General features: G+C 39.3%; 24 protein-coding genes and 1 tRNA gene. 6 read left to right on the top strand and 19 right to left on the bottom strand.

What is annotated here, in order from left to right; all coding sequences use genetic code 11:
• Nucleotides 1-93: 93 nt before the first annotated feature.
• Nucleotides 94-411 (bottom strand): invasion associated locus B family protein, encoded by a 318-nt coding sequence (locus M5E07_RS06530; protein ID WP_228157507.1) that lies wholly within the window; start codon nucleotides 409-411, stop codon nucleotides 94-96.
• A gap of 1,049 nt (nucleotides 412-1,460) precedes the next feature.
• Between M5E07_RS06530 and fdxA the strand changes: the two genes are divergently transcribed.
• The 3 genes from fdxA (at nucleotide 1,461) to M5E07_RS06515 (ending at nucleotide 3,430) form a co-directional block, all read left to right on the top strand.
• Entirely contained in the window at nucleotides 1,461-1,784 is a 324-nt protein-coding gene (gene fdxA, locus M5E07_RS06525; RefSeq protein WP_004938070.1) for a ferredoxin FdxA, read from the top strand.
• Nucleotides 1,785-1,920: 136 nt separating this feature from the next.
• Nucleotides 1,921-2,637 (top strand): M15 family metallopeptidase domain-containing protein, encoded by a 717-nt coding sequence (locus M5E07_RS06520; protein WP_116762832.1) that lies wholly within the window; start codon nucleotides 1,921-1,923, stop codon nucleotides 2,635-2,637.
• A gap of 127 nt (nucleotides 2,638-2,764) precedes the next feature.
• Nucleotides 2,765-3,430 (top strand): O-methyltransferase, encoded by a 666-nt coding sequence (locus M5E07_RS06515; RefSeq protein ID WP_116762834.1) that lies wholly within the window; start codon nucleotides 2,765-2,767, stop codon nucleotides 3,428-3,430.
• Nucleotides 3,431-3,558: 128 nt separating this feature from the next.
• Here M5E07_RS06515 and M5E07_RS06510 read toward each other — a convergent pair whose 3' ends face one another.
• From M5E07_RS06510 to M5E07_RS06475, 8 genes are all read right to left on the bottom strand, one after another.
• Entirely contained in the window at nucleotides 3,559-4,401 is an 843-nt protein-coding gene (locus M5E07_RS06510) for a universal stress protein (RefSeq protein ID WP_116762836.1), read from the bottom strand.
• Nucleotides 4,402-4,523: 122 nt separating this feature from the next.
• Nucleotides 4,524-5,141, bottom strand: coding sequence for an acyltransferase (locus M5E07_RS06505; RefSeq protein ID WP_252223177.1), 618 nt, complete (start codon nucleotides 5,139-5,141; stop codon nucleotides 4,524-4,526).
• A complete protein-coding gene (locus tag M5E07_RS06500) occupies nucleotides 5,134-5,730 on the bottom strand; it encodes an IMPACT family protein (protein WP_252223175.1) in 597 nt (198 codons plus the stop codon). The genes M5E07_RS06505 and M5E07_RS06500 overlap by 8 nt, the downstream gene beginning before the upstream one ends.
• A gap of 125 nt (nucleotides 5,731-5,855) precedes the next feature.
• Complete coding sequence (gene lptB, locus M5E07_RS06495) at nucleotides 5,856-6,602, bottom strand: LPS export ABC transporter ATP-binding protein (RefSeq protein WP_252223173.1); 747 nt, start codon at nucleotides 6,600-6,602, stop codon at nucleotides 5,856-5,858.
• Complete coding sequence (gene lptA / locus M5E07_RS06490) at nucleotides 6,602-7,168, bottom strand: lipopolysaccharide transport periplasmic protein LptA (protein WP_116762844.1); 567 nt, start codon at nucleotides 7,166-7,168, stop codon at nucleotides 6,602-6,604. The genes lptB and lptA overlap by 1 nt, the downstream gene beginning before the upstream one ends.
• Nucleotides 7,152-7,706 carry an LPS export ABC transporter periplasmic protein LptC gene (gene lptC, locus M5E07_RS06485; protein WP_116762846.1) on the bottom strand — a complete coding sequence of 185 codons (555 nt, stop codon included), beginning with the start codon at nucleotides 7,704-7,706 and terminating at the stop codon, nucleotides 7,152-7,154. Before lptC ends, lptA begins: the two co-directional genes overlap by 17 nt.
• A 44-nt stretch (nucleotides 7,707-7,750) precedes the next feature.
• Nucleotides 7,751-8,290: a KdsC family phosphatase gene (locus M5E07_RS06480; protein ID WP_044737935.1), complete on the bottom strand. Its 540-nt coding sequence runs from the start codon at nucleotides 8,288-8,290 to the stop codon at nucleotides 7,751-7,753.
• Between the two features lie 3 nt (nucleotides 8,291-8,293).
• On the bottom strand, nucleotides 8,294-9,271 hold the full coding sequence (locus tag M5E07_RS06475) for a KpsF/GutQ family sugar-phosphate isomerase (RefSeq protein ID WP_116762848.1): 978 nt from the start codon (nucleotides 9,269-9,271) through the stop codon (nucleotides 8,294-8,296).
• 255 nt (nucleotides 9,272-9,526) lie between these two features.
• Between M5E07_RS06475 and cysS the strand changes: the two genes are divergently transcribed.
• Together cysS and M5E07_RS06465 are read left to right on the top strand one after the other, a co-directional pair.
• A complete protein-coding gene (cysS, locus tag M5E07_RS06470; protein ID WP_252223172.1) occupies nucleotides 9,527-10,948 on the top strand; it encodes a cysteine--tRNA ligase in 1,422 nt (473 codons plus the stop codon).
• Between the two features lie 64 nt (nucleotides 10,949-11,012).
• A tRNA-Gly gene (locus M5E07_RS06465) sits at nucleotides 11,013-11,088 on the top strand.
• 250 nt (nucleotides 11,089-11,338) lie between these two features.
• On the opposite strand, the gene M5E07_RS06460 is transcribed toward M5E07_RS06465, so the two are convergent.
• Nucleotides 11,339-11,716 carry a MerR family transcriptional regulator gene (locus M5E07_RS06460; RefSeq protein ID WP_116762852.1) on the bottom strand — a complete coding sequence of 126 codons (378 nt, stop codon included), beginning with the start codon at nucleotides 11,714-11,716 and terminating at the stop codon, nucleotides 11,339-11,341.
• A gap of 95 nt (nucleotides 11,717-11,811) precedes the next feature.
• On the opposite strand from M5E07_RS06460, the gene M5E07_RS06455 reads away from it, so the two are divergent.
• The gene (locus M5E07_RS06455) at nucleotides 11,812-12,882 is read left to right on the top strand and encodes an SDR family oxidoreductase (RefSeq protein WP_252223171.1); all 1,071 of its coding nucleotides are present in this window, start codon (nucleotides 11,812-11,814) and stop codon (nucleotides 12,880-12,882) included.
• A 191-nt stretch (nucleotides 12,883-13,073) separates the two neighbouring features.
• Here the strand turns inward: M5E07_RS06455 and M5E07_RS06450 are convergent, their stop codons facing one another.
• The 9 genes from M5E07_RS06450 to M5E07_RS06410 all read right to left on the bottom strand — a co-directional run bounded on the left by M5E07_RS06450 (nucleotide 13,074) and on the right by M5E07_RS06410 (nucleotide 25,985).
• Nucleotides 13,074-15,269, bottom strand: a complete 2,196-nt coding sequence (locus M5E07_RS06450; protein ID WP_252223169.1) for a TonB-dependent receptor — start codon at nucleotides 15,267-15,269, stop codon at nucleotides 13,074-13,076.
• Between the two features lie 208 nt (nucleotides 15,270-15,477).
• Nucleotides 15,478-16,068 carry a GNAT family N-acetyltransferase gene (locus M5E07_RS06445; RefSeq protein ID WP_252223167.1) on the bottom strand — a complete coding sequence of 197 codons (591 nt, stop codon included), beginning with the start codon at nucleotides 16,066-16,068 and terminating at the stop codon, nucleotides 15,478-15,480.
• Nucleotides 16,069-16,100: 32 nt separating this feature from the next.
• Entirely contained in the window at nucleotides 16,101-16,718 is a 618-nt protein-coding gene (locus M5E07_RS06440; RefSeq protein WP_252223165.1) for an RraA family protein, read from the bottom strand.
• Nucleotides 16,703-17,524: a (2Fe-2S)-binding protein gene (locus M5E07_RS06435; RefSeq protein WP_252223163.1), complete on the bottom strand. Its 822-nt coding sequence runs from the start codon at nucleotides 17,522-17,524 to the stop codon at nucleotides 16,703-16,705. Before M5E07_RS06435 ends, M5E07_RS06440 begins: the two co-directional genes overlap by 16 nt.
• Nucleotides 17,525-17,539: 15 nt before the next feature.
• Entirely contained in the window at nucleotides 17,540-19,468 is a 1,929-nt protein-coding gene (locus M5E07_RS06430) for an IucA/IucC family protein (protein WP_252223161.1), read from the bottom strand.
• A gap of 2 nt (nucleotides 19,469-19,470) precedes the next feature.
• The gene (locus M5E07_RS06425; RefSeq protein ID WP_252223159.1) at nucleotides 19,471-21,321 is read right to left on the bottom strand and encodes an IucA/IucC family protein; all 1,851 of its coding nucleotides are present in this window, start codon (nucleotides 21,319-21,321) and stop codon (nucleotides 19,471-19,473) included.
• Nucleotides 21,322-21,344: 23 nt separating this feature from the next.
• Nucleotides 21,345-22,781: a DHA2 family efflux MFS transporter permease subunit gene (locus tag M5E07_RS06420; RefSeq protein ID WP_252223157.1), complete on the bottom strand. Its 1,437-nt coding sequence runs from the start codon at nucleotides 22,779-22,781 to the stop codon at nucleotides 21,345-21,347.
• Between the two features lie 14 nt (nucleotides 22,782-22,795).
• Nucleotides 22,796-24,202: a lysine N(6)-hydroxylase/L-ornithine N(5)-oxygenase family protein gene (locus tag M5E07_RS06415; protein ID WP_252223155.1), complete on the bottom strand. Its 1,407-nt coding sequence runs from the start codon at nucleotides 24,200-24,202 to the stop codon at nucleotides 22,796-22,798.
• Nucleotides 24,195-25,985, bottom strand: a complete 1,791-nt coding sequence (locus M5E07_RS06410; protein ID WP_252223153.1) for an IucA/IucC family protein — start codon at nucleotides 25,983-25,985, stop codon at nucleotides 24,195-24,197. Before M5E07_RS06410 ends, M5E07_RS06415 begins: the two co-directional genes overlap by 8 nt.
• Between the last annotated feature and the right edge of the window lie 158 nt (nucleotides 25,986-26,143).

Below are 26,143 nucleotides of genomic sequence, written 5' to 3'. Positions count from 1 at the left end.
GTTAGTCAGTGGTTTTGAGTACAATACAAAGTTGAAGCTCTACGGAATATCTAGTGAAATACAATCATTCATAGATACTCCGTAACGCCATAATTAGAAGCTATAATTTCTATCAGCACCTAGTTTTGAAAATTGCGCTTCCATATCGTTAAATGCATCAGTAAAGCCATCCAATGAAATTTTATTCTCAATAAGTTGTTTTTTATTATTCTGGAATCGTGTAAAAGCATAATTCCCGCCTTTAAATTGTTTAATCAGTTCGGAACCATTTCTAAATAATCCTTCACGCTCTTGGAGGATTTCTTTGTTATCTATATGAATAAAAGCTGGATTATCCTTTAAATGTTTTTCACCAATATTGACAATATATTGATGATTAACATGCAAAATAGAAATAGGTCCTTTACTCATCACACAGGCTTTCATGTCTTCAAATACTTTGTATTGACATTTTATTTTCCAGCTAGCGCGCCCGAGCAACTTATTCTCTATTAAGTCAATTTCAGCATTATTGTTTGATTTAGCATTAACTTTTAAAATTAAAGTAGAAATTTGATCTTCAGATGCATAAGTATTGTTTGTAATAACGGGAGCTAGGATAAAAAAGGATAAAAAAAAATTTTACGCATAATGAAATCCCCAGTATTTTAAAAAAGCTATAATAATCAACATTTTTTTGATATCCATTGCTTAATGTACCATTTTTAAGAAATAAGTGTGTTTTTTTACAAATTAATTTAAATATGTTGATTATTACTCGTTTTTTTACTCAAACTGCTGTCAAGTTGTAGAAGAATGCAAATTCTGCTCGTTAATCCGTATAGCCATTAAAATCTTAGTGGATACCGAACTACAATAAGTTTTAGACCAATACAAACAGCATATTTTAAGTCGGGTCATGATTCACCAGGCACCACAAAGTGAAGGACAACCTTTAAAAATTAAGAAGCAACATTGAACCCAAATGGATAGCCAAAATTTATCACACCAGTTTCTAACTGCTGTCAAAAACTCGAATACTGACCCAGATTTGAAGAGCCAATAAATTCCTACTTTCCATGAAGTTCAAGTGCTTTCGATATTCATATACAAGAAAGCTGGCAAGTCTGCACAGCAACTTACGGGTCATACCACAGAAAAATGCCTGAAGTTTATGCATCTACGCACGAAATTTCATGGAATGATGTTGATATTGGAATTACACTTGCATTTGCAGATGTGACGTCAGTTACACCTGCAAAACTCTATTTTAAGTCTTTGTTTTCTATACTTTCTTAATGCTCTATTTTTTCTATAAATTGGGTGTAAAAATAGGGTTAAAAGTTAATAAATTTCATCAATATAGCCTTATGTCACGCATTTAAATAACAAATATCAATAAAAGCAATTGTTAGTTATCCCCATTTTTGCCTAAAATACTGCATGAGTAATTAAAACCATATTTTTAGGTAGCTGTCGCCATGACCTTTGTTGTCACTGAAAACTGTATTAAATGTAAATATCAAGACTGTGTAGAAGTTTGCCCTGTTGACTGTTTCTACGAAGGTCCTAACTTCTTGGTGATTAACCCAGACGAATGTATTGACTGTGCACTATGCGAACCAGAATGCCCTGCAAATGCAATTTTCTCTGAGGATGAACTGCCAGAGGGTCAAGAAGTATTTATCGAACTAAATGCAGAACTTGCGCAAAAATGGCCAAACATTACTCAAATTGGTGACCAACCTGCTGACCGTGAAGAATGGAATGGTAAAGCAGACAAGTTACAATATCTTGAAAAATAAGCCATTAAAAAAAGATCAGCAGTTGCTGATCTTTTTTTATACCAAAAGCACACATTTGATTGCAAAATTTCCAAATTTACATAACCCTTTTCGATTAAAATAAGCAGCTATATTTCTAAGCATTTGATTTTCATACATGAAGCATTTTTTCAAGGGTGTGCTCAGTTTGAGTATAATCCCTTTGGTTATGATCGGATGTAGTTCATCTCCTTATAAATCTGGGCAAGGCACACCTCATGGAAAACGTATTTTTATTCCGAAAGAACGTGTCATTATTGAACGCCCAATTCCTCCTAAAATTATTCCGTATACCTACAACAGTTGGGTCGCTGCCAGTGATAACTTGCGACGCGTACGTGAATATGAAGTTTTCCTAGAAAAAAATAGCGTTGGTAATATTATTCCAACTTTTGAGTTATTACGTACTGCCCGCGACTGGCAAAAATGTGGACGCTCTCAATACATGATTCCGACACGTGAATTATGGGCCAATCAGGTGCCGACATTAAAAGTTTTTAAATATCTTGTAGCATCCAAAGTATTAACCGACTTTGAAGTCACGTCCGTTTATCGCGACTTAACGCTCAACCAATGTGCGGGTGGTGCAAGCTCTTCGCGCCACTTGTTTAATTCAGCCATCGACTTCCGTATTGGCCCTGAATATCCACAACCAGAAGATTACGCTTTTATTGAAAATACCAAATTTAAACTGTGCCAGTTCTGGGAACAATACGGTCAAAGTCTCAATATGGGCTTAGGCTTGTACGCTTCTGGACAAATTCATATTGATACTCAAGGCTACCGTACTTGGGGTCCAGATTTAAGTCGTTACTCATCTATGTGTAATTACTAACCCCAATCCCATTACAGAGGTCTACGTACCTCTGTTTTTTTATTTTCAGTGATTAATATTCAGAGAGAATTGAACTCTGTCTAGAAATGTTTAAAATGCACTGATTCGATATTTAGGCGCCAAGATTATGCAAGAAATGTGGTCAGAGATTGATAATTTTATCGATACACATTTAATTCCTGAAGACCCAATTCTGTTACAAACACTTGAAAACACGGCTCAAAAAGGTTTTCCTGATCATCTAGCTGTCGCTCCGAATCAAGGCATGCTGTTACAAATGCTCATTCAAATGAATCAATGTAAACGTGTCCTTGAACTCGGCACTTTTGCTGCATACAGCACCATGTGGTTGGCCCGTGCATTGCCTGAAGATGGCTATATTCTTACCATTGAAGGACGTGATACGCATGCCGCACTGGGTCAAGAAAATATTGACCGCGCCAATTTACCACAAACCATTGAACTGAAAGTCGGACGTGCAGCAGACGTACTTAAAGCCCTGCCCGCTGATTTTGAACCTTTTGACTTTATTTTTATTGATGCCGACAAACAAAGCTATCCTGAATACTTAGAACTCAGCTTAGACTTGTCTCACTCAGGTACAATTATTGTGTTAGATAATGTGATTCGTGCTGGTGATATCGTGAATCCTGACAATCACAAACCGAGCATTGAAGGTATTCGGGAAACTTTTGCACGCTTGCAAAACCACCCAAGATTATTGTCTTGTACAGCGCTACAGACGGTCGGCAGCAAAGGGCATGATGGTTTTGCAATTGCGATTGTAAAATAGCGAACAAAGCACAAAAAACACTCTATTGCATTTTTATTTTAAAATACAATTACTTATAAACATTGTCCATATAGTTATCCACATATAATGCGGATAACTATAAATCGGCGTAATCCACTCTAAGTTCTTTATTTCGCAACCAAGAGTGGAACTGTTGAATTTCTAAATATGGTGGTGGTAATGCTTCCCAAAAAGAACTGGTGAATTTTACTGTGGCTAAATGCCCCCATGACCACTAATTTAATATCATGTTCTCGCTGATATTCCAAGATGTTTTCTGAAACATCACCATAACGGTATTCCACCACGACATCTAAACCCGCATCACGCAGGTACTGTGAAGGCTCATTCAAGATTTCGGGATGATCTCCCACATACAGCAAATGACATTGTAATAGGCGCAGTAAATCACTCTGAGCAATTCGGTGCATCATCTTGATACAAGTCGGTGAATATTCATAAGCAAAAATAAATCGTGTAGGTGGAACAAATTTTTCACCAACTGTCAGTACAGTACTGTTGACACCACGAATAAAGTTTTCAACATTGCCGCCTATCGGTTTGTTACGCTCAGCAGAGCGCTCACCCACCCGACCAATCACCGCAATATCATCTTCTTTAAGTACATGAAAACTTTGTTCTAGAAAGTCACCTTTTTCCTGAATATGGGTCGCATCTAAACCATATTTATCTTTGACCATTTCAGAAATGTGATTGAGTAGGTTATTGCTATAATCTAGTGCTAATTGACTTTGTTTTTGTTCAAGTTCTGCTAGCTCTTTCAGTAACATTGCATTACTTTCAAAACCGATTACCCCGCTAATTTCACCTAAATGGTAACTGGCGGGATAGTAATCTAGCACTTGTAATAACACGAGTTCGCGTTGTGTTTGCTTTGCAATCCAAGCCGCTGCTTCTGCGACAGCATTGATGCAGGGAGAAGAATCTATACACGCTATTACCCGTTTCATTGTTCGCCTCTCAATTAGTCTCTGGGGACTATAGGTCTAGTTGTTGTCTCTAAACTTAGCACATCTAGTGATGAGTTGGCATCTTTTGTGTAACCGAGAGTGATGAAAAATATACAATTATTCTATTCACGGTAACGAATGAAACGGGCGGGGTTACCTGCCACAATTTCTTTTTCACCGACATCTTTGGTGACCATACTCTGCATTCCAACAATAGCATGATCTCCTATTTTTACTCCATCCTTGACGCCCACATGTGCACCCAACCAAACATCACGCCCAACTTCAATTCCTTGTGAGCGCACAGGTTGCTGATAAATCGCTTGATCGAGCTGCATCCCATGATCAAATGCATAAAGATGGCTATAGGCGGCTATACGCACTTGATCATGCAATTTAATTCCGACACGACCGCCATCCAAAATACAATGATGATTGATTGCGACTTCATTGCCAATGTCGAGTGGTCCATGCAAAGTACAATCCGCTGCAATAAAGCAATTGTCTCCAATTTTGATGGTACGTCCACGCTCTGCAAAAATATGGGCCAATGGCGAAATAAAACAGTTCTTGCCAATCTCAACCGTTTCAATTTCTCTTAAATATTGTTGATATTCATTTTGCCATTGTTCCGCCCATGCACGATGTTTCGGTTTTAAAGTCCAGTAAAGCCAAGGCATATAATTAAGTCGGTGTTTATGCTGTTCACGATATTTAAGTAAAGGATCTTGTTCAGTCATGCTGCTCTTCCACTAACTTCAGTTGTTCACGACCACGTGTAACATCACGAATTTTATCAGCTAATTCTGGAATTTGATGGACTTGCAACTGTAACTCGACAACAACACCATCTGCTGTGTATTGCTCTTGAAAGTCAATTCCCTGCTGTTGCATTTCATATTGAAAAATCGACCACTCCGAAAACTGACAACTAAAATGTGCCATTTTCTTTTCGATTAATTCAATTTTCTCTGCTAAAAGTAGACATTGTCCCGCACTACCGCCATAGGCACGTACCAAACCGCCTGTACCCAATTTCACCCCGCCATACCAACGGTTCACGAGCACCAGTACATTCGTCAGCTCATTGCCTTCTATGGTTGCCAATATAGGGCGCCCAGCCGTGCCAGAGGGCTCACCATCATCATTAAACCGAACCTGATGTCCAATCTTCCATGCCCAACATTGATGGGTCGTCGTGATGTCTTTGTTTGCTTCAAGAAACGTTTTTACAGCCTCTTCATTTTCGACAGGAACAGCTATCGCTTGAAAACGGCTTTTCTTTATTTCTTCTTCATAACTGACTTGGGCTGCGATAGTGAATGGCATATTCAAAGATAACTAACAGGAATAGAATAATTGTAACGTGTTTCAATAAGCAACTTAAACCAAGGGTAATAAAAAACCTCCATATATATGGAGGTTTTATCTTAAAGATTATTCAGCGTTTAAGCTTAAACCATGAAATCTTCGCCTAAATACACCTGACGAACTGTTTCATTTTCTAAAATTTCTTGCGGTGTCCCCTCAGCAATAACTGACCCTTCACTGACAATATAAGCACGCTCACAAATCGCCAATGTGTCACGCACGTTATGATCCGTAATTAATACCCCAATGCCACGATCTTTGAGTGTACGAATAATGTCTTTAATGTCATTTACAGAAATTGGATCGACCCCTGCAAATGGCTCATCTAACAGCATAAATTTAGGATCTGCAGCTAAGGCACGGGCGATTTCAGCACGACGGCGCTCACCACCCGAAACACTCATGCCTAATGAGTCTTTAATATGGGTAATTTTAAAATCCGCCAATAAATCGGTTAAACGTTGTTGTCGTTGTTGCTTATTTAGATCTTTGCGGGTTTCTAAAATTGCCATAATATTTTCAGAAATCGTCAATTTTCTAAAAATAGAGGCTTCTTGCGGTAAATAACCAATTCCTTTACGCGCACGTTCATGCATGGCAAGGTCGGACATATCTAAATCATCCAGATGGATCTCGCCTTTATCCATACGCACCAATCCAACCACCATATAGAAACTGGTTGTTTTACCCGCGCCATTCGGACCCAGTAAACCTACAATTTGTCCACTTTGCATACTAAAGGAAACGTCTTTTACGACCCAACGTTTACTATAGTTCTTCGCAAGGTGCTTAATACAAAGGGTTTGTGTCGCAGTCTCAACCTGATCCATTAATCACGTGCTCCTGGGAAGGATTTAGTACTTGAAGGCGGAATCACAATTTGTACACGACCAGACGATGAACCTGTGCTATTTGGTGTTCCTGTCGCTTCAATATCACCCTTATTCATGCTGTATTTTAATGTGTTACCACGAATACTCGCACCATCTTGCTCTAATAACGCACCACCAGACATGGTAATAATACCTGTACCAGCATTATAAATAATTTTCTGCGCTTGACCTTTTGCTAAGCCTTTATTGGCATCTAATTGCTGCTGAAAACGTGCAGGCCCACCTGTTGCTGTGATTGTACTGATCTCTTTTTTCTGATTCAGATTGGCAACAATTGAGTTTGCTTGTAAACGCATGGTGCCTTGTTCAATAATCACATTGCCAGAGTAAGTCGTTACCCCAGTTTTTTCGTTAAAAGTCGCACGGTCTGCCACCAAAGAAATTGGCTGATTGCGATCTGAAGGAATTGCAAAAGCACTAGATGCCGCAACAATTCCTATACTGAGTACAACTGCTTTTTTAAGGAAAGCTTTATAAGCTTGAAACTTAAGATTTTGGTTCATACTTTCCTCGAATATTAAAAAATTCGTATTGACCATCATTTAAATTGGCTTTCAATCCCTGACTGACAAACTCTGCTTGTGGCGATTGTACAGTCACTTGATGGTTTGTTTCTATTACACGGGTTTGCGGGAATGCCGTCAGCTCATCAGTTAAAAACTGCATTTTCCCCTGCCCTTGATCTAAAAACTTGGTAGCAACAACCTGTTGAGACAAAACAACTTTTTTATTGTCTTCATAACCGTTGGCTTGCTTAGCAAAAAAAGTCGCATTTACAGCGCCATCTTTATACATTGAAGCATTCAAGTTCTCGAGTTTAGTGGTTTGTTTTTGCATATCCTGTTCAAGTCGATCAATTTGAGCACGAATATATAAATTCCCAGCATCATCGGTTTGGGTTAAATTAATTTTTTCTGCGGAATACGTCATACTTCGCGCAGATGCTGTTTCTAATTTATTCCCTTTACCACTGTAATAGTAATAACCACCACTTACAGCAGCAATTGCAATCGCCGTGATATATAAAACTTTGGTATCCATAAGTGTGGTTCTTCACTAAAAACAATTATGTACGTATATAAACATTAATGCGGGATTGTAATAAATTTTTCAAGTAGCTCTTGGTAAGTCCCTTTTGCCATCAGCAGCATGTCGCAAACTTCACGTACTGCACCACGACCACCCATCGCTTGTGTGACTAAATCAGCGCGACGACGAACTTCAACATGACCATTCGGTACCGTTACTTTCATTCCTGCAATAGCAAAAGCTGAAAGATCAGGCCAGTCATCACCCATATATAAACAATCATCTGGTGAAAGGTTGAGTTGAGCACACGCTTCACGCAAAGCCACACCTTTATCTTCACGCCCTTGAAAAACTAAGTCTACACCTAAATCTGACATACGCTTTTCTACAATATTACTTTTACGACCAGTAATAATAATCACTTTCATACCAGACTTTTGTACCAACTTCATGCCTAAACCATCACGAATATCAAAGGATTTAATTTCATCCCCTGAATTGGTTAAAGTCACAAAACCATCACTTAAAATACCATCGACATCTAATACGAGCGCTTGAATATGACGTGCTTGTTCTAATAAAACATAAGATGCCATGGATTAATTTACCCCTGCTTGAATTAAGTCATGCATGCTAATCACACCAATGACTTTATTGGCATCATCAACAACTACAAATTGATTGATTTTTTTGTCACGTAATTTTTCTAAAGCCTTTACTGCACGTGCTTCTTGAGAAATGGTTGCTGGGTTTTGAATCATCACTTCTGAAACTGGTAAGTTCACATCAAAACCTTGCTGCTTATCGATTAAACGGCGTAAATCACCATCGGTGAAAATTCCCAATAAACGATCTTCGCTATCTACAACCGTGGTTAAACCCAAACGCTTATTTGAAATTTCGTATAACACTTTATTCATTGGAGTTTCAGGTGCAACTTTCGGCAGGTCTGTACCCGTATGCATTAGGTGTTTTACATGTAATAACAGGCGCTTACCTAAAGCTCCAGCGGGGTGCGAACGTGCAAAATCATCCGCAGTAAAACCACGTGCATCTAATAAAGCCACCGCCAATGCATCACCCAGAGCCAATGTCGCAGTGGTACTTGAGGTTGGGGCAAGACCTAATGGGCAAGCCTCTTGAATATTGCCTAAAGTAAGTGCGACATCGGCATTTTGTGGCATTGGGCCTGTATCATCAGCACTGATGGTAATTAAAGGCACTTCTAAGTGCTTAATTAACGGCATCAACATCATAATTTCATCACTCTTACCTGAGTTTGAAATTGCTATGAGTACATCACCACGAACCAACATGCCTAAATCGCCATGTCCTGCTTCGCCAGGATGCATGAAGAATGAAGGTGTACCTGTAGAAGCAAATGTAGCCGCCATTTTACGACCAATATGCCCTGATTTACCCATGCCTGTTACCACTAAGCGTCCTTTACACTGCAAGATAATTTCGCAGGCATAACTAAAACGCTCATCTATTTGCGTTGCTAATACACCTAAAGCTTGTTCTTCAATGCGCAAAGTTTCTAATGCGGCTTTCTGAAAATCGATTGGATTCGGCATGGTTTGTAAATTCAACGTTGGCAACCTTAAACTCGATAAGAGTTGATTTCAGGGCAATTCATCATTATTTAAATAATGATCAACCCCAGTCTCAAGTAAAAAATAATTTTCGCAATTTTATCATATCTATGCAAATGCAACGTTTCTAAATGTATAACTTTTCACTTGCTTATAAAAATAACGTATAAAACTTTGTGAATCATGGACCTTACGTTATGATGAGAAATCTTTTTGTTATCGCAATATGTAAGCCCTATGCAACCTTTTGTTCTTTACAATTCAGAGCAACGTAAAAAAGTAGAATTTGTACCACGTAAAGAAGGTCATATCGATATGTATGTCTGCGGCATGACCGTGTACGACTACTGTCATATCGGACACGCACGTGTGATGGTTGCATTCGACTATATTATTCGTTTTTTGCGCAGTCAGGGCTGGAACGTCAAGTACGTTCGTAACATTACCGATATTGATGACAAAATTATTAAACGCGCCAATGAAAATGGCGAAAGTATTACCGCACTCACCGATCGCTTTATTCAAGCCATGAATGAAGACGCGGAAAATTTAGGCTGCTTACACCCAGATGAAGCACCCCGCGCGACAGAATATATTGACCAAATGCAAAGCATGATTGGCAATTTGGTCGACAAAGGCACTGCCTACCCTGCAAATAATGGCGATGTCTATTTTCAAGTAGAAAAATTTGCCAAATATGGTCGCCTTTCAGGTCGTAAATTGGAAGATATGCAAGCAGGTGCATCGGACCGTGTTGATGTGGAAGTTGAGAAAAAACATCCTTTCGACTTCGTACTCTGGAAACATGCCAAAGAAAATGAGCCAGCTTGGGCTTCGCCTTGGGGCAATGGCCGTCCAGGTTGGCATATTGAATGTTCTGCAATGTCGACGTGCTGCCTAGGCAACCATTTTGACATTCATGGTGGTGGTTCAGACCTCATGTTCCCACATCATGAAAATGAAATTGCACAAAGTGAAGCATCAACAGGCGAACAATATGTGAATTATTGGATGCATGTGGGCTTTATTAACGTTGATGGCGAAAAAATGTCGAAGTCTTTAGGCAACTTCTTCACCATCCGTGATGTAATGGATAAATTCCATCCTGAAGTCATTCGTTACTTTATTGTGTCTTCACACTATCGCAGCCCTGTGAACTTCTCGGATGTTGCATTAAAAGAAGCTAAAACCACATTAAGTCGCTTCTATCATTCATTTAAAGCCTACCAACAAGTCTACGGCACGAATATCGTGGAACAATTAGATGACAACCTAGTTGAACGTTTTAATGCTGCAATGCGTGATGACTTTAATACTGCCGAAGCAATTGCTGTGTTGTTTGAAATTAACAAAGAGCTGAATCGTTCAGTCAAAGAAGAAAATGCTGAACAAGCAGCGGTTTATTATTCAACGTTGCGCCATTTGACCAATATTCTAGGTCTGGTACAGCATGACGTAGAAGAGTTTTTAAAGTCAGATATTGGGCAAGAAGCTTTAGGCTTGTCTGAAACTGACATTGAAGACCTTATTCAACAACGTCAAGATGCAAAGAAAGCTAAGGATTTCGCAAAAGCCGATGGCATTCGTCAATCACTATTAGATCAAGGTGTGGTTTTGGAAGATACACGTCAAGGTACTGTATGGCGTCGTGCTGATTAATTCAGCAATTGCATTATAAAGAGTTGACAGTCGAATTAAACTCTCTATAATGCACACCCATATTGCGGGAATAGCTCAGTTGGTAGAGCACAACCTTGCCAAGGTTGGGGTCGCGAGTTCGAGTCTCGTTTCCCGCTCCAAAATTTAAAAGGCGCTTATCAAAAGATAAGCGCCTTTTCTTTATTGATTTTATATAAGTTTATTTTTATAAAAATTTCTTAAACCTAAAATATAACATCACACAATTGCTCATTTAAAAATTCAGCATCAAAATACGACCAACGCTATTCACACTCATCGGAAGCCATATTTAAGTACATCACAAAGTACGAAAACTATAATGCATAAAGCCCAAATCAAATAACCATTTCAAATTAAGCATTTTAAGCACTATTCAATCCCATTGACTTCGCATTCTTTTCTCAACGGACAAGGTTCACCCCCCAGCAAATTTTCAAGCATGTTTTGCATATGTTGCAATTGCATTATCTTCTCCTGAATCATGCCCAACTTTTCTTGTAAAATCGTATTAAATTGCGTGGCAGGAATCTCATTTTCACCAATAATATCAATAATTTGCTTTATTTCCGTAAGTGTAAATCCAAGGTTTTTGGCGGTCAGGATCAGTTTTAACTGTTGCAGTGTCTGTTCAGGATAATCCTTGTAGCCATTATTGCGTACTAAAGGCTGAATCAATGCCATCTTTTCATAAAAACGGATCGTGTCCCGACTTAAATTAACTTGTTGTGATAGCTCGCCGATTAGCATATGCAATTTCCTTTTATATTCTTTTAAAAAGCTCTTGACCGTGGTCTGTACTCCATAGTTTAGCTTAAGCACTAACAATTAATGAGTTTAATTTTATGCTTATGTCATCTCAAACTGCACTTGTGGTCGGTGCAACCGGATTTATTGGTAAGTTCCTTGTCGCACAATTACTTAGAGATAATGCAAAAGTGTTTGCTTTATGTCGCAATATCAATGAACAGGAACCTCAATTACGTCGTTGGCTGACACAGCAAAACATCAATCATCAAGAGCTGCGTTTTGTTCAGGGCGATATTACTCAGCCCGATTTGGGGCTATCGCCTGAAGATTGGAAAACGTTGAAAGAGGTGAATTATCTATACAATGCTAGCGCATTATTCAAATGGCATCTGTCTATGCAGCAGGCTCAAGCAGTCAATGTCGATGGACTAACCAATCTGCTTCATAGCGTGAACAAGCATTGCCATTTAGAACGTGCGGTACATTTATCAGGCTTTATGTTGACGCTAGATCAGCATTTACAAGCAGCAGGCATATACCGAGAACATATCGAAAAAACTGACTGGCCAAAAATCTATGAGGCATTAGGCGCTTATGAAGCTTCAAAGATTGAAGGACATTTTAACTGGATTAAACAAACAGACCTATTAAATATACCCTGGACAATCATCCACCCAGCAACCGTGATTGGAGATGAAATAACTGGTGAAATTCCATCATCTCAACCTATTACTGCTCTCATTCAACAGCTTCAACAAAGAAAAATGAATGCCCTTCCTGGCACCCCACAACATTCTCTACCTTTGGTATCAGTCACCATGTTGGTTAATGCTATGGTACATGCAAGTAAAGACCCTCACACACTTAAACAAGAAATTCTAGTCGCGAATCCTCAGCAAATATCGCTTCAAACTTTAGTACAAATCATTGCTCAGTCGTTACAGATTAATCCTCCACGCCATTTTATTTCTATCTCTTTTCTAAAATGGGTTTTAAAGTGGCGCTGGTTAGCAAACAAACTAGATATGTCCCCTGAAATGCTAAACTTTATCAGAACTGAGCAGCTTGATCTGGGAGCATTCAATCGACTAAATCAACAATGGAAAATCCCTCCAACCGAGCTGAAAGAAACCATGCATAAGACTGTGGAGTGGGTTACTCGCTGAAATGAATGTAATCGTTTGACATGAAGTACCAATAATCCAAAAACTCATTTTTGGATTTATAAAAGAGGGCTAATATCGCCAATAATCACGAACCATATACCATTGATTTAAATATCAATTTAGTTAAGTTTTCTAGAAAGTATCCATAACCTTAATTACGGATACTTTCATGAACATAATTAATCAGGAACTTAATAATTAATGGTATAACTCAAGGCAAACGTTCGTCCTTCCGCAGGAATTGCCAGAAGTGAGTTGGTATTCGTCACCGCAGCTTGTTGAGCAAATACGGTTTTATATTGCTTACCCCATACGTTATAAACTCCGAAATCGACTCGGCCTTTTGCCACAGGGAAGTGCGCCAACACATCCATAGTGGTATAACCTTTAATCTCTGCTGCGGCGTTATAATCATCACTATACCCTTTAGCAGCAAGTTCCAAATCATCTTTATAGGCTTTGTCTGTCCCTTTAATGGCTAACATCTGAGCGCGTACACCATAACCATCGGCATTACTCCATTCTGCAAATAAAGTGCCTTTGATTGGTGAAACTGCAAAAGCATTTAATTCGTGCCAATTATCCGCAGCATCTTTGTACTGACCACGTGTATAACCCAAAGTTCCCCCCACTTTATAGTTGTCCATAAATGGATAACTCACTGTAGCTTCTGCACCATAAATGCGTTGGTCGGTATCGACTACTCTGACATCACTGTTCGCAAAGCTGACGAATTTGTCCGAAGTATTATAAAAAGCCGTTATATTTGTTGTTAAACCATTATCCTGATTAGTACGCCAACCTAACTCATAACTATTTACAGAAATTGGCACAATACCAGAAGAATCAATATTCGCTGTTACGCTATTACCTCGTAAAACACGTTGTATATCTGGGTAACTGAAGCCTTGAGAGAAATTAGCATAAATTTGCTGCGCATCAGTCAGTTTATAGACTGTACCTAAATTAAATAAGAATTTATCGGAATCTGTTGATCCAGCAGGTCTATATGTAGAGTCACTTGCAGCACGCCCATTACGATAATAACTCTCGTTATCCGCTTGAATGTACTGATAGCGCACACCAGCTTGAACATTTAAGCGATCTGTTAAAGCATAGTCGCCTTGTAAAAATGTCCCTATATTTTGAATGGTTGTATCTGGTCCATAATCCGAAACATAATTATTAGGGTTGGAATTTGTAAATTTTAAATAGCCACTATCTGACTCTAACCAATCTACATATTGATGATCTTTTTCTCGGTCATAATCTAGACCATACGTAAGTTTTAAGTCTCTGTCTGCAACTTTTAAATCTGACTGAATAGTGGAACGAATACCTGCGTAATCAACATTTGACTGAGACTGAGAGAAAGTGGTTGAAGTTGCCCGACGTGCTGGATAAAAACGAGATTCCTCATTACGATAATAGGCTTCGATATTTAATATTTGACCTAACATATCTGTATTTTGATACTGAGTATTTACAGCATAACGCTTAGTAAATGGTTGATTTTGTAACTGTAATCCTTTTTTAGGTGTATAGAATTCTGAAGTAGTATCGTAATCCACCCCATAATCGGTATCTTGTTCATCTTTATAATATTGCGCACCAAAACTTAAACTTTGGCTATCAGTCAAATTAAAATTCAGTCGTCCATTTACATCAATGGTATCGGTATCCATTGTGCTGCCCTGCCACGGGCTTAATGAAATACGATCTCCTCGACCATCAAACTGGGAACCGCGGTTGGTATAATCCACCCCTAAAAAGCCATCCACTTTGTCATTCGCAAAAGAAGCGGTCTGTCCAACTTGATAAGCCAGACTGTCACTACGGAAATTATCGGCGGCGGTCACACCCAACTTGGTCTGAAAACTGACAGGTTCAGATTTGTCTGCTCGTTTAGTAATAATGTTAATAATACCGCCTGTTGCTCCAGAACCATAAATGCTGGTCGCACCTGAAACGACTTCAATATGATCAATCATATTCGGGCTAATACTGTTCAGTTGACGCGCGACATCACGTGATCCTGTTTGAGACACCCCATCAATCATCACCAGTACATTACGTCCGCGCATGGTTTGACCATAGTTACTGCTTGTTCCGCTGCTTGGCGCAAGCGAAGGTACAAGTTGCGCTAAAATATCAGCAACTTTACGACCTGTACCTGCCTGCTGTGCAATTTCATCTGCTGAAATGGTTTGGACCGTCCCCGCAATTTCCGCAATACTTTTTGGTGTTCGTGTTGCTGTCATGATAATCGTTGGGAGCTTCGCTTCGGCATTTTGTGTTTCAACACCTGCCGTAACGGAATCATCCGCATAAAGTTGGGTGCAAATTGCTGTTGTAAGCAAGCAAAGACTAAAGTGTGACAAGCGCATTTTTATTTCCAAGTAGTAAGTATTAATATTGGTGCAAATAGTAATCATTATTATTACTATTGTAAAAACTTTTATTTCAATTTTTTATTTTTTTATGGATTTTAATCGGCTATTTATCAATAGAGTTGTAGGACTATGCTTCGTTTAAAATATAAGCTAAACAATGTCTCCCGAATGGAAGACATTTCTAAAATACTCACAATCTTTTCTATGAACGAGCTAATGCTCCACACCGTTCATAAAATTTTTCTCTAAAACAATGATATAAAATGGCTGTTTTTTCTAACATGTGAATCTTTTTCTGGGCTTCAAAAGCAATCTCATGGGCGACATATTCATAAGATTTCACACTCTCATCGGGCTCCCCTACAATTTTCTCTGCTGGAGAATGCTCAAAAATAAAATAACTCATCATGCGCATTACAGCTTTAAAATGCCCTTTTCCCACCACACTTTCTTCGCCCAATAAGATATGCCATCCTAAATCATGCTCTAATGCAGGATAATATAAGGATAACCGATCCCGTTTAGCCTCATAAATTTCTAAATAACCCACATCCTGCCCTTCAATTTGAATAATATACAAACGTTGATGGTCATCAATCAGCATCTTCTCAAAATAGACAGCCAGCTCCAGTTCAGGTTTGTTCAGTTGCCACTGCGGGATGACATGAGGTGTATGCATCCATTTATAAAGCAATGGAAAATCTTCAGGTAAAACCACTGCACGCAATGCATAGGAAATCCCTTTTTCTGCATAAGAAAAATAATGAGGAAGACTTGAGGATAATGTTTGCATAGAAGTCCTTTCTTTTTGTCTTAGACCGATATTTAAATGCTGTGATAATACTGTTCAGTGGGATGCTGACTAAAAAACTGCTCTCTTTTTTGTTGTTCCAAAAGTTCCATATGTTGGAATTTTTCTGAATAGAATGCAGCTACCTCAGGCTTTAAAATGAAAACGCCATCTGCATCAGCTACGATTAAATCGCCTGTTGAAATGATTGAATCAAAATATTGAATATCTTGGTCAAAGTCGACCAGACTTTCTCCTTCTGCTCGGGTGGTTAAACAACTCACCGCTTGAGCAAATACGGGAACTTTCATGGCACGTAAAGCACAAATATCAGTGACCGCACCAAGAACAATGATGGCAGCCAATTCATGGTAAATCGCTGCACGATGACGTTGTTCTCCCCAACAAGCACGGTAACCCAGTTTCCGCGCATCAATCACCAGTACGTCACCCGCTTTGCTTTCTAACAGTGCATTGCGTAGTAGCATGGCATTCATGGAGTTTAAAGTGACCGTTCGCACCCTCCCTACAACATGTTGAACTGAATTAACTGCATGAATTTCAGGTAAATAACCCGTATCTAAAACATGCCCTATGGTTGAGCTGGCAATATTGGCATACTGTATAAATAAACGATTTAATTGATCTGACATGGACTTTGATCTCTTTCTTGATCCTTTTTAGCTAGAGGACAACTGCTGCAATATTCACGTTTGGATTCGGGAAGTTGAAAATAAAAACAGCACTTTTTCCTTAGATAAGTTCCACTGTTTAACTTTCGTTTTTGCTCTAACAAAAGAAATGGATTTTGTTTTAAGCCAAAAGATTCCGCAGATAAATTTGATAAGAATTGGCGTTGCTGCAAAATTTTTGTCAAAGTCTGTTGAGATGAATTTTGTTTCTGCATCAGGTCATAGAACTGTAAAATCCTGAGCGCTGTGTTTTCCCAAAGCAAAAACTTCTGTACTTTGGCAACTTTACTCATGACCTCAAACACTTGACTTAAATCATCAAAAATCCTCAGCGTGGTTGCTTGATACGTTTGCTGTTGCGTCCACCACGTATCCTTTTTTAAAAAAGTGGGTTTAATATTTAAATGGCGGTCCCAATACCATGTCGATGTTATTTGCACTGAAAGTGCAGACAATTCCCAAGGCAAACTCACCTGTTCCGTTAACAATGCATATAAATAAGGGAACAACAGTGGAACTGCCCAATATTTCATGAACATTGAACCTGAACAGGTTAAGTTAACAGCCTGTATACGTGTTGAAAATTCAGTGAGCACCTTTAAACACTGCTCAGGATCTAATAGATCGGCGAAACTACATGCATCGTGCATATGCAAATTGATTTGAATATTGAGCCTTTCAGCCAAAACATGCTTGGCTTGAGAAAGACCCAATGATTCAAATTCAGGCTCTGAGACAACATTTACGACAGAGATATGGGAACGCACGCTATACTGACCTGTTCAATCATTCTTTTCAGCAGTCTGCAACTTCTTGACGAAATTACAGGTTTGCCCCATACGACTTGGCATGCTCCCAGTTCGATTATCTTGCTCGAGTAAAGGGCGAATAAGCTGTTTATATGGCCAATGCTCTTTTTCAAATAAAATATGCTGTAAGGCTGAACGGGCTTCATCACTGAATGGCACGGCATTTAGAGCCTCCTGCAACGTTTGAGCCAAAATCTGCCATAACTCGAATGTATTGAGCTGATAATATTCAGCAACTGACTCCAATATGCTGGCTAAATTAACTTGTATCCCTAAGGTCTGTAGGTACAAAATAAGATCTTTTATCGAATCATGATAAAGCGTGATTCTGAAATCATGTGGGCTTAAGTACTGCGGATCTTCCAAACCCTGTTGTTGTAGCCAAGGTAAATAAATGCGTAATGAGTCATGATCACGCAACATCAACCCAGCAAACTGACCCTGTTTAAGAACAATACAAATATTCTGACCATGAATTTCCCCCATTAACCCCAGACGGAAGAGCCTTAAATTCACGTCAAAAAAATCTCGACACAACATCTTGAAAGTCGCAATGATATTTTCTTTGGTCGACTGAAGCTTTTGCGCCTTTAAAATAAACTCAAATGGATATGTTTCTCCCGCTAAACATTGTCCTAAACTAGCCATCGGAATAATTTGGTAAGGTTGTTGTAAGAGTTCAGCAGGAATACGGCGCCGTTGTACCGCTAAATGCATGGGCTGCTCATCAAATAAAGTCAAATTATCTGGAGTTAAATTTTCAGGCTGATGGGGCAAATATGCCCACCACTGATTTTCATCACACAACCACAAACGCGTGTTTAAAACCTCATCCAGTTTCTTCGCATCTTGCAACAGCTTTTGGTTTTTTTGTCCATTGATCATTTTCACAATCGGCAAAAAACGCAGTGAACCCAAAGACTTCACGGCCAAAGGCAGCTTTAGACTGTCCTGTGGTTTTGAGGCTGATAATAAACTTCTTAAGGACGAACTCGCATACATTTCGGTAGATTGAAATTCCAATGGAATCATCACGCCATCTACCACTTCTTGAGCAAATTTCTCCGACAAAATATGCTTAAACTGCCAAATATGCATCGGTAAAACCAAAAACTCATCACCGATTTCTTTTTGATTTAATTCCTGCTCTAAGGCAGCATATTGCTCATGATCTAAAAAAATTTTAGCGGGTTGCTGGGTTTCAATCTGCGTTACCGCCTGACCATAGACCAGTTTTGCTTTTTTAACCGCGACCCAACGCAAAGGAATAGGCTGGGAAAACTCTGGGCTAAATTGCAGATACTCCTCTGCCGAAAAACCATCTTTTAATTTGGCCAGCGGATGATATGGACGATCCCTCAGTCCTGCATATTGTTCAAGTTGAATAAACAATTCGGCAGGACAATCTAAACCCCATGTTTCGGTACGAATCTGATGCTGTGCAGTGAGCTGACTTTGCATCATGCTCAGTTGCAGATCATCTCTAAATGTCTCTAACTTGGCAGTTTCACAGTGAGAAAAGTAGCCAAAACGCTGCATCACATCAAAAAAATCTAATGCGCTTAATGCGCGTAATTGATAATTTTGCTCTGCCTGAATCCATACTTGGTAAGCAGGCATATGCGCTTGAATGACCCAATCCTGTTGAATTGCCTGCTGTAACGGGAGAACCATAAATTCCGAAAAATCGGAGTGAAATAAAAGTGCGAAAGAGGTTTGATCTAGATACGTCTCGAACAAAGCATTGAAATTCTGCTCAAAACGATCTTTTAACAGTGCTAATACTTGTGTCTTAGTAAAAATAACATGCTCTGGAATATAACCTTCCACCAAAAAACTATTCACCAAATCCACCAAAATCATTTGGGTCGTTACGGTTGGTGAAAACAACATCGTATTCATCTTTAACCCTCTTGAGCAGTTGGTTTACGGAACTGATAAAGTGGATTGTTCACCAGACGAAGTTGTACCTCGCCATCGCCAAACAAACGTCTTTTGGTTAAAGATTCGATGCAGAACTGTGCAGCAAATACATCAAATTTTTCATATCTATTTTGATGTTCAGGATTTTGTTGTTGAAAATGATGAATAATATTGGCCGCAATTTGCCAAAAGTGTTGTTCAGGAAAATTGATTTTCTGCTGTAATGTCATCGCAATATCGCTTAAAGCAACGAAAAATAGGCAGGCACAACTAAAATCTCGTACGGCATTTAAATCATCAGTCAAAATAAATGACATGCGATTGGCTTTTGCATGTTCTGCGGGTAAGGCATGTAGTTGAGGATATTCATGAGGATGAGTTAAATGTGCTGGACTAAAGCGAACACCATCGTGAAAATCTTTCAAAATAATGCGCGTAGGCCAGCCATTTTTATGCACTAAAATAATATTTTGACCATGCGATTCCGAACCAATACCTTCTGCATGTAATAGAAATAAAATCGGTTGAATCACCACAGAGAGGAATTGTGTAAGCCACGCTTCCGTACCATATTTTTCTAGCCACGGTTGAATAAGCAACTGCCCATCACGTTGAACATGACTGACGCCATTGAGCGGAATAGCATCTTCTTCTGGCTTTAAGTAAGCGTGAACACTTTCACGCCATAAACTCCCAATCGTGCCATAGGCTTGTTTGGCGTGTGACGTAGGTAATTTGGTAAAATCAACCGCAGTGGCATGCACTTCTCTTAAAATTGCAAAATCTAAAGACTTTGCCAGTTCACTATTTTCGATTAGACGCTGTAACCAATCCGTAATTAACGGACCATTCATTGCAGCATGCGCCGCTAAAATTCGTGAACTGGAAGTATTGGTTAAACTCATTGCAAGTTTAATGTAGGGCTTTTCTGGATGCTGTAAATTAGTCAAAGTTCTTAAGGACTGTTGCGCTATGTACGCATCACTTCCGTGACCTAAATAGACAATTTTTTGTTTCGCAATTTCTTCAAAGAAGGTATGAACCAGCGTATTTTCCCATTGCCAAGGATGTACGGGTAGCCAGGTATATTCGCTGGTATTTAAATCCTGAGCGCTCAAAGTTTGAGAAAACAGCGCTTGATCTTGCTCAGTTAATTGTTGCTGTAAAAACTGTTCCGCATGAATAGACTTCGAAGCATTTTCTGAAAGCAAGGAATGATGGATGGCTAACCATACCAAGTGGATCGGTTGCGCGTATTCCACCCCATATTTCAGGTTATCCTGTAAGCTAAAACCAACACGTGACTTGTAACAAGGATGATAAGGATGCCCATCCATTAAATACGTTTCTAGAACATCATAATTGTACTGTGTCGCAGGAAGTTGAAATTGGTTTTGGCAGTGTTGTGATTGCACATCATGAATAAAGGTCCGTTTTAATTCATAAATGAAATCTTCCAATTTAGCTGCGTTTGGAATCGCACGGACAATTTCCTCAATCACTTGATTTAGTTGTGCCGCTGACTGTTGTCCTGCATAGTCTTGACGAATCACCTCTTGTTCATCCAAACGGACTAAACCAAAGCTCAGATAGTGCTTGCCTGCTGCACGGTACTGAATTTCTTTTTGATTTTGATCGAATGCTTGGATGATAAATACGTCATTTTCAAATTTTGCATCAATCACTTCTTCAAAAATTAAAGCCTGAAGCAATTGTTTGATGACACGTTGTTCTACTTTCTTCATTGCAGTTTGATCGGGTTGTTGCCAAGCTAAAGTTGCGACATAAGAGGCATTGTTTTTGTTCGTTAATGTGGGATGTAAATGACCCATAACCGATTCCTTCATATTAAATTTTAAATGTGTATATGTTGCTGTTTTTGATGCGGAAACTTCCATGCAAAAGGCAGGGCCAAGAGCGTTATGCAGGCGCAGAAGAAAAATAGCTCTTGAATGACGTGCCTTTGTACGATGGCTAATTCAGGACTTTCTAAGAAATTTTGCGTGTGTATTTGCAAATAAAGTGCGGCTATCACGACTGCAATTGCAGCGCAAAGCCTACGCAATAAGTTATTTACAGCCGCACCATGTGTCACAAGTTCTGGATTGGGTAAATGATTCAGTCCTGCTGTGGTCGCAGGCATATAAGACAAGCCAAACCCCAAACCATGCATCACCATGCACAGCATTAATAAGACGATAGAGTGATTAGCTGCCAACCCTAAGCCAACAAAGGATATTGCGGTCAGCACGATACCCACACTTAACAGCCGTTTTGCCCCATGCTGATCTAAATAGCGACCAGCACGTTTACTACACAAGCTGGTGGTTAAGGCACTACTCATGAGTAATAGCCCTGACCAAAGTGGACTTAACTGCAAACTATTTTGAATGAGTAGAGGAATCAAAAATAAGCTCAAAAATAAGCCGATGGTATGCACAACCGATAACATCAAACTGTAATTAAACTCACGACTTTGAAATAAAGACCAAGTAATAATGGCATCTGACTTTTTTCGGCTAGCCCAAAAAAATCCAAACCCTGCAAAACCACTCAGTCCCAATAACCACCAGAACGCAGGCTGATAGATATCCTGCAATTGTTGAATAAGACTTAAAGCCAACACGAAGCAAATAATGAGAATTGACAATAATCCAAAACCAAGCCAGTCAAATTTTAAATTTTGCATGGCGGGTTGCCGAGGCAGATAAAACCACCCCATGATTAAAGCAATGATTGCCAATGGTACATTTAATAAAAATAAGGCATGCCAACTGGACACAGCGAGCATCAATGCACCTAACATTGGACCGCAGGCTAAGGTCAGCATAATCATTGCTCCCCATAGCCCCGTTGCTGCACCCCTCTGTTCTTTCGGCGTAACTGAAAAAATAATTCCCAATGACAAAGGAATCATCAGCCCACTGGCAAATCCTTGTAAGGCTCGGACCGTTAACACGGTCTCAAATTGCGAAGCGAAAGCCCCACAAACCGAGCTCAACATAAAAAGACTTAATGCAGCTAAATACACACGACGCTTGCCCCAACGCTGACTGAGAAAACCAGTCAGCAGCAAGCTTAGACTCATGGTTAAAAGGAAAATCACCATGACCCAACTTACCGTTGCTTCAGCAATTTGGAAATCTTGCATCAGTTGAGGAATAGCAGGATTAAAACTACTGTTATTAATACTTACTGTACCTGTACCCAGCATCACGGAGAGCATAACGCAACGTTGCGACACCAAAGTATCAGAAGTCGCGTGAGAATCTAACTTTGACATTTCAGCCATGCCTATTCCCAGCCCTACTTCATCAAATATTCAGGGTAGTGATCCGCAGCTTTTCTTGAAATCTGCGATGACATCACATCCGTACGAGCATGGGTTTTAGATATCGCACTCTTCGCAAATGGACGATCAGATTCTTGGTAGTGAAAATCCTGAAAACTTTGTCGCCCTTCGATATTGAAATAAGACTCACCCAAAATCTGATTGGCAATTTTTGCAGAACGAAAAGCCCCTAATCCTAAGTCAGGTGTACCCACGCCATGATGTCGCAAATCAGTATTCTGAATATAAATTTTGCCTTCACCTTGATAGTTCAGTTGATGGTGTTCATTGATCTCCCAATGATTTTGTCCATCTAGGGGAATATCACGACTCAACTTAGTTAAAAAGTCTAACGAAGGATATTGATAACCCGTTGCCGCAATCACCATGCTGGCCTGAAGGTTTAAAACTTGCTGTTTCTGGGTTTGGAAAAATTTCAGTTGAACACTTTTTCCGTTGATTATTTCAGCATTTTCAAGCTGATGATGTCCTGCAATCGTGACATGTATCTCTGCATCTCCAATGCTACGCTGATATAAGCGCTCATAAATATCACGAATGGTTTTAGCACTAATGCCTTTATATAAATTTGCCTGTGTCACAGGTAAAGTATCTTTGAGTTTTTTAGGCAAGTGATAAAAATACGACATATAGTCTGGGCTAAAACTTTCCAAACCGAGTGGCGTATTTTCCATCGGGAAAAACCCAGCCGAACGCGTCAGCCAATATAAATGAAATTGTGATTTACCCGTTTCAGGATGTATTTGCTTATCAAATAAATCTATGAATATCTCAGCGGCAGACTGACCTGAACCAATCAGGACTACATTTCCTGATAAATGATCCTTACACTGATCGATATAATTTGATGAATGTATACACTGCTGTGTCTGCTCAGCCACCCGCTGTAGCGGTTGCGGTAACTTAGGTATAGTGCCTGTACCTAAGACCAACTTTTGGGTTTGTTGAACCGACAAACGACCTTTATGCTCAGTAATCACCTGAAAACCACCTGAAATAGGTGCAATGTCTGTTACGCGGCTTGCAAACTGTAAATTACGTAATTGTTTGACCACCCACTGGCAATAGTGATTATATTCTTGCCGTGGAATATACATATTTTCCCGAAAATAAAACTTATATAAACGCTGATGGGCTTTTAAATAATTCAGAAAACTATAGGGGCTGGTCGGTTCGACCAAACTAACCAAGTCTGCCATGAAGGGAACTTGCATCATCGCATTCGGCAACTGTATGCCTGCATGCCAGTCAAACTCATGCCGCTTATCCACAAATTGATATTTCAGTGAAGCATGTTGATTGAGCAATGCAGCCAAACTTAAATTAAATGGTCCTAAACCAATACCGATAAAATCAAGCATGTTCAGTCTCCACTACAGTTTGGGCAACATACAGTGGGTTTTTTAAATTGACATAAATCGACTGTTGAGAAATATCGGCTTGTAGCTCGTCCAATTCATACAAGCGCGTCATCAAATTACCTTTATAAGGGAATGTACTTTGATGTAAAACTGTCTTTAACAGTTGGCTTTCAGGATATTTTTGATACGCTTGAGTTAAATAAGATTGTAATTTTTCAATCAGTTGCTGTTCTTGAACTACCCCCGTTATACCAATTGCATTAATCAAACCAAATAAGGTATTCCCAATAAAGTAATATCGGAAACGCTCATCCACTAAAGCCTGTGGGCAAACTGCCTGACCCTCTGTCGCCAAGGTCGGAAAACGTGCCAAAATTTCGTTGGCTAATTCTTGAATATAATAAAAACCTTGATTGTCTCTAAACCAAACATTTTTTGGCATTCCATCTTCAAGTTCAATCAGTGTATTTTGCTGATGGGCTTCAAATGCCATACCAAACTCATGGTACAACTCCATAAGGGGTAAAATTGTAATTTCTAAAAAGCGCTCGAACCACTGTAAAGCCACATCTGTTTGACTCAGTCCAGTCTGCGTTGAAACTTCAGCAAAAATTTGACTAAAACGATTTTTAGATTCAAACGGATGATCTTGGCACAACGAAGCAATACAGGTTACATCATCACTTTGCTTGAATGGGTTTTCCCTTAGAATACAGATGGTTTCATCCAGAACTTGACCATTCACTTTTAATGCAATCCAAGCGGGATCACTGATGGTCTGTAATCGTGGATTACGTTGTCTAAAATCTGCAAGACAGTCATCATTCCATAATTGGTAGCTCAATAAACCGCGATGGCACTCTTTATAGAGATTCACACGAATCGAATTGGTCACAGCCACAGTCATTGAAGCCTTAAACATCCAAGGTGCTTGCTCACTATATAAAGTTCGCACTGATGTCGTCGCCTTAACATCCCAGCCCAAAGCACCAAAATCAATCAATGCTCCCTCATGTAACAACTGCTGATACCAGTCTTTGTCTTTTAAATATCTTGCCTGCCACGGATGCAACGGCAGCAACGCGTAATCAGGATGCTGCGCCATTTTTTCATGATGATAAGTATTAAAGTATGCTGCTAAATCTTGTTTTAATTGGCTCGGAATCGATAAATTATGCGCATTATCATGAATGACATAATCTGGATGCACATATAAAAAATGCATTTTGAAAGCGGTCTGAGTTTCTGGCGAATAACGCTTCCAATCATCTTGTACAAAACCCTGACGGCTTTTAGGTGAAGGATGCATACTATGTCCAAGGACAAGTGCTTGCTCACTTTGAACAAAGTTTTGCTTCGGCGCAATGACTTCATCCATTTGATCTTTTCGATGAGTTAAAAACTGTTGTAATGCCCGACGGCTTTGAATCCAGCACTCCAGTAAAGATGAGCTATCTAACTGTTTTTCACTCTCTTTTATAGTTAGATTTTCCAATAAATTGGCGGCCAAATTTACAGCACTAATTTTTAAAATTTGATTATCTTGCTCAACCCATGGTAAATCAGCCAAACGATGCCGACCCACTTTACTCATATATTCAAGCGGTGCATAAACATATCCAGCAATGCTATCCAAAGGAATACACACCAAAACCTTGCTCTGACCCTGCTCACGTAAATGTTGTGATTGCTCGGTCACGGGAATCAAATGTCCATTTCCTGTTTCTTGTAGATATGAATTAATTAAATGTTGTAAAGCGATCTTATCCGTAATTGATTTCATCGTTATCACTTCTATCTATTAAGTAAAAATAGTGTGAGGCATAAGATATACTGATCAATTTAAAATGTAAATGATAATTACTATTAATTACACTATCATTTATTGTAGTGCGCATCCTATCTCAGATATCATCAATAAGATGTGTTTCTCAATACAAA

It is taken from the genome of Acinetobacter tibetensis (genome assembly GCF_023824315.1).
GTDB lineage: Bacteria > Pseudomonadota > Gammaproteobacteria > Pseudomonadales > Moraxellaceae > Acinetobacter > Acinetobacter tibetensis.
The sequence above is the reverse complement of the archived record's forward strand: the minus strand, read 5'-3'. Positions and strand labels throughout refer to the sequence as shown.

Bases quoted from the DNA above. Each gene is read 5' to 3' on its own strand.
- M5E07_RS06430 (WP_252223161.1), bottom strand. From the start codon at position 19,468: ATGAATACGATGTTGTTTTCACCAACCGTAACGACCCAAATGATTTTG.
- M5E07_RS06515 (WP_116762834.1), top strand. From the start codon at position 2,765: ATGCAAGAAATGTGGTCAGAGATTGATAATTTTATCGATACACATTTA.
- M5E07_RS06475 (WP_116762848.1), bottom strand. From the start codon at position 9,271: ATGCCGAATCCAATCGATTTTCAGAAAGCCGCATTAGAAACTTTGCGC.
- M5E07_RS06450 (WP_252223169.1), bottom strand. From the start codon at position 15,269: ATGCGCTTGTCACACTTTAGTCTTTGCTTGCTTACAACAGCAATTTGC.
- M5E07_RS06480 (WP_044737935.1), bottom strand. From the start codon at position 8,290: ATGGCATCTTATGTTTTATTAGAACAAGCACGTCATATTCAAGCGCTC.
- M5E07_RS06410 (WP_252223153.1), bottom strand. From the start codon at position 25,985: ATGAAATCAATTACGGATAAGATCGCTTTACAACATTTAATTAATTCA.
- lptB (WP_252223173.1), bottom strand. From the start codon at position 6,602: ATGGATCAGGTTGAGACTGCGACACAAACCCTTTGTATTAAGCACCTT.
- M5E07_RS06505 (WP_252223177.1), bottom strand. From the start codon at position 5,141: ATGACTGAACAAGATCCTTTACTTAAATATCGTGAACAGCATAAACAC.
- cysS (WP_252223172.1), top strand. From the start codon at position 9,527: ATGCAACCTTTTGTTCTTTACAATTCAGAGCAACGTAAAAAAGTAGAA.
- M5E07_RS06455 (WP_252223171.1), top strand. From the start codon at position 11,812: ATGCTTATGTCATCTCAAACTGCACTTGTGGTCGGTGCAACCGGATTT.
- M5E07_RS06530 (WP_228157507.1), bottom strand. From the start codon at position 411: ATGAGTAAAGGACCTATTTCTATTTTGCATGTTAATCATCAATATATT.
- lptC (WP_116762846.1), bottom strand. From the start codon at position 7,706: ATGGATACCAAAGTTTTATATATCACGGCGATTGCAATTGCTGCTGTA.
- M5E07_RS06445 (WP_252223167.1), bottom strand. From the start codon at position 16,068: ATGCAAACATTATCCTCAAGTCTTCCTCATTATTTTTCTTATGCAGAA.
- M5E07_RS06510 (WP_116762836.1), bottom strand. From the start codon at position 4,401: ATGAAACGGGTAATAGCGTGTATAGATTCTTCTCCCTGCATCAATGCT.
- M5E07_RS06440 (WP_252223165.1), bottom strand. From the start codon at position 16,718: ATGTCAGATCAATTAAATCGTTTATTTATACAGTATGCCAATATTGCC.
- M5E07_RS06520 (WP_116762832.1), top strand. From the start codon at position 1,921: ATGAAGCATTTTTTCAAGGGTGTGCTCAGTTTGAGTATAATCCCTTTG.
- M5E07_RS06500 (WP_252223175.1), bottom strand. From the start codon at position 5,730: ATGCCATTCACTATCGCAGCCCAAGTCAGTTATGAAGAAGAAATAAAG.
- lptA (WP_116762844.1), bottom strand. From the start codon at position 7,168: ATGAACCAAAATCTTAAGTTTCAAGCTTATAAAGCTTTCCTTAAAAAA.
- M5E07_RS06460 (WP_116762852.1), bottom strand. From the start codon at position 11,716: ATGCTAATCGGCGAGCTATCACAACAAGTTAATTTAAGTCGGGACACG.
- fdxA (WP_004938070.1), top strand. From the start codon at position 1,461: ATGACCTTTGTTGTCACTGAAAACTGTATTAAATGTAAATATCAAGAC.
- M5E07_RS06415 (WP_252223155.1), bottom strand. From the start codon at position 24,202: ATGCTTGATTTTATCGGTATTGGTTTAGGACCATTTAATTTAAGTTTG.
- M5E07_RS06425 (WP_252223159.1), bottom strand. From the start codon at position 21,321: ATGGGTCATTTACATCCCACATTAACGAACAAAAACAATGCCTCTTAT.
- M5E07_RS06420 (WP_252223157.1), bottom strand. From the start codon at position 22,781: ATGGCTGAAATGTCAAAGTTAGATTCTCACGCGACTTCTGATACTTTG.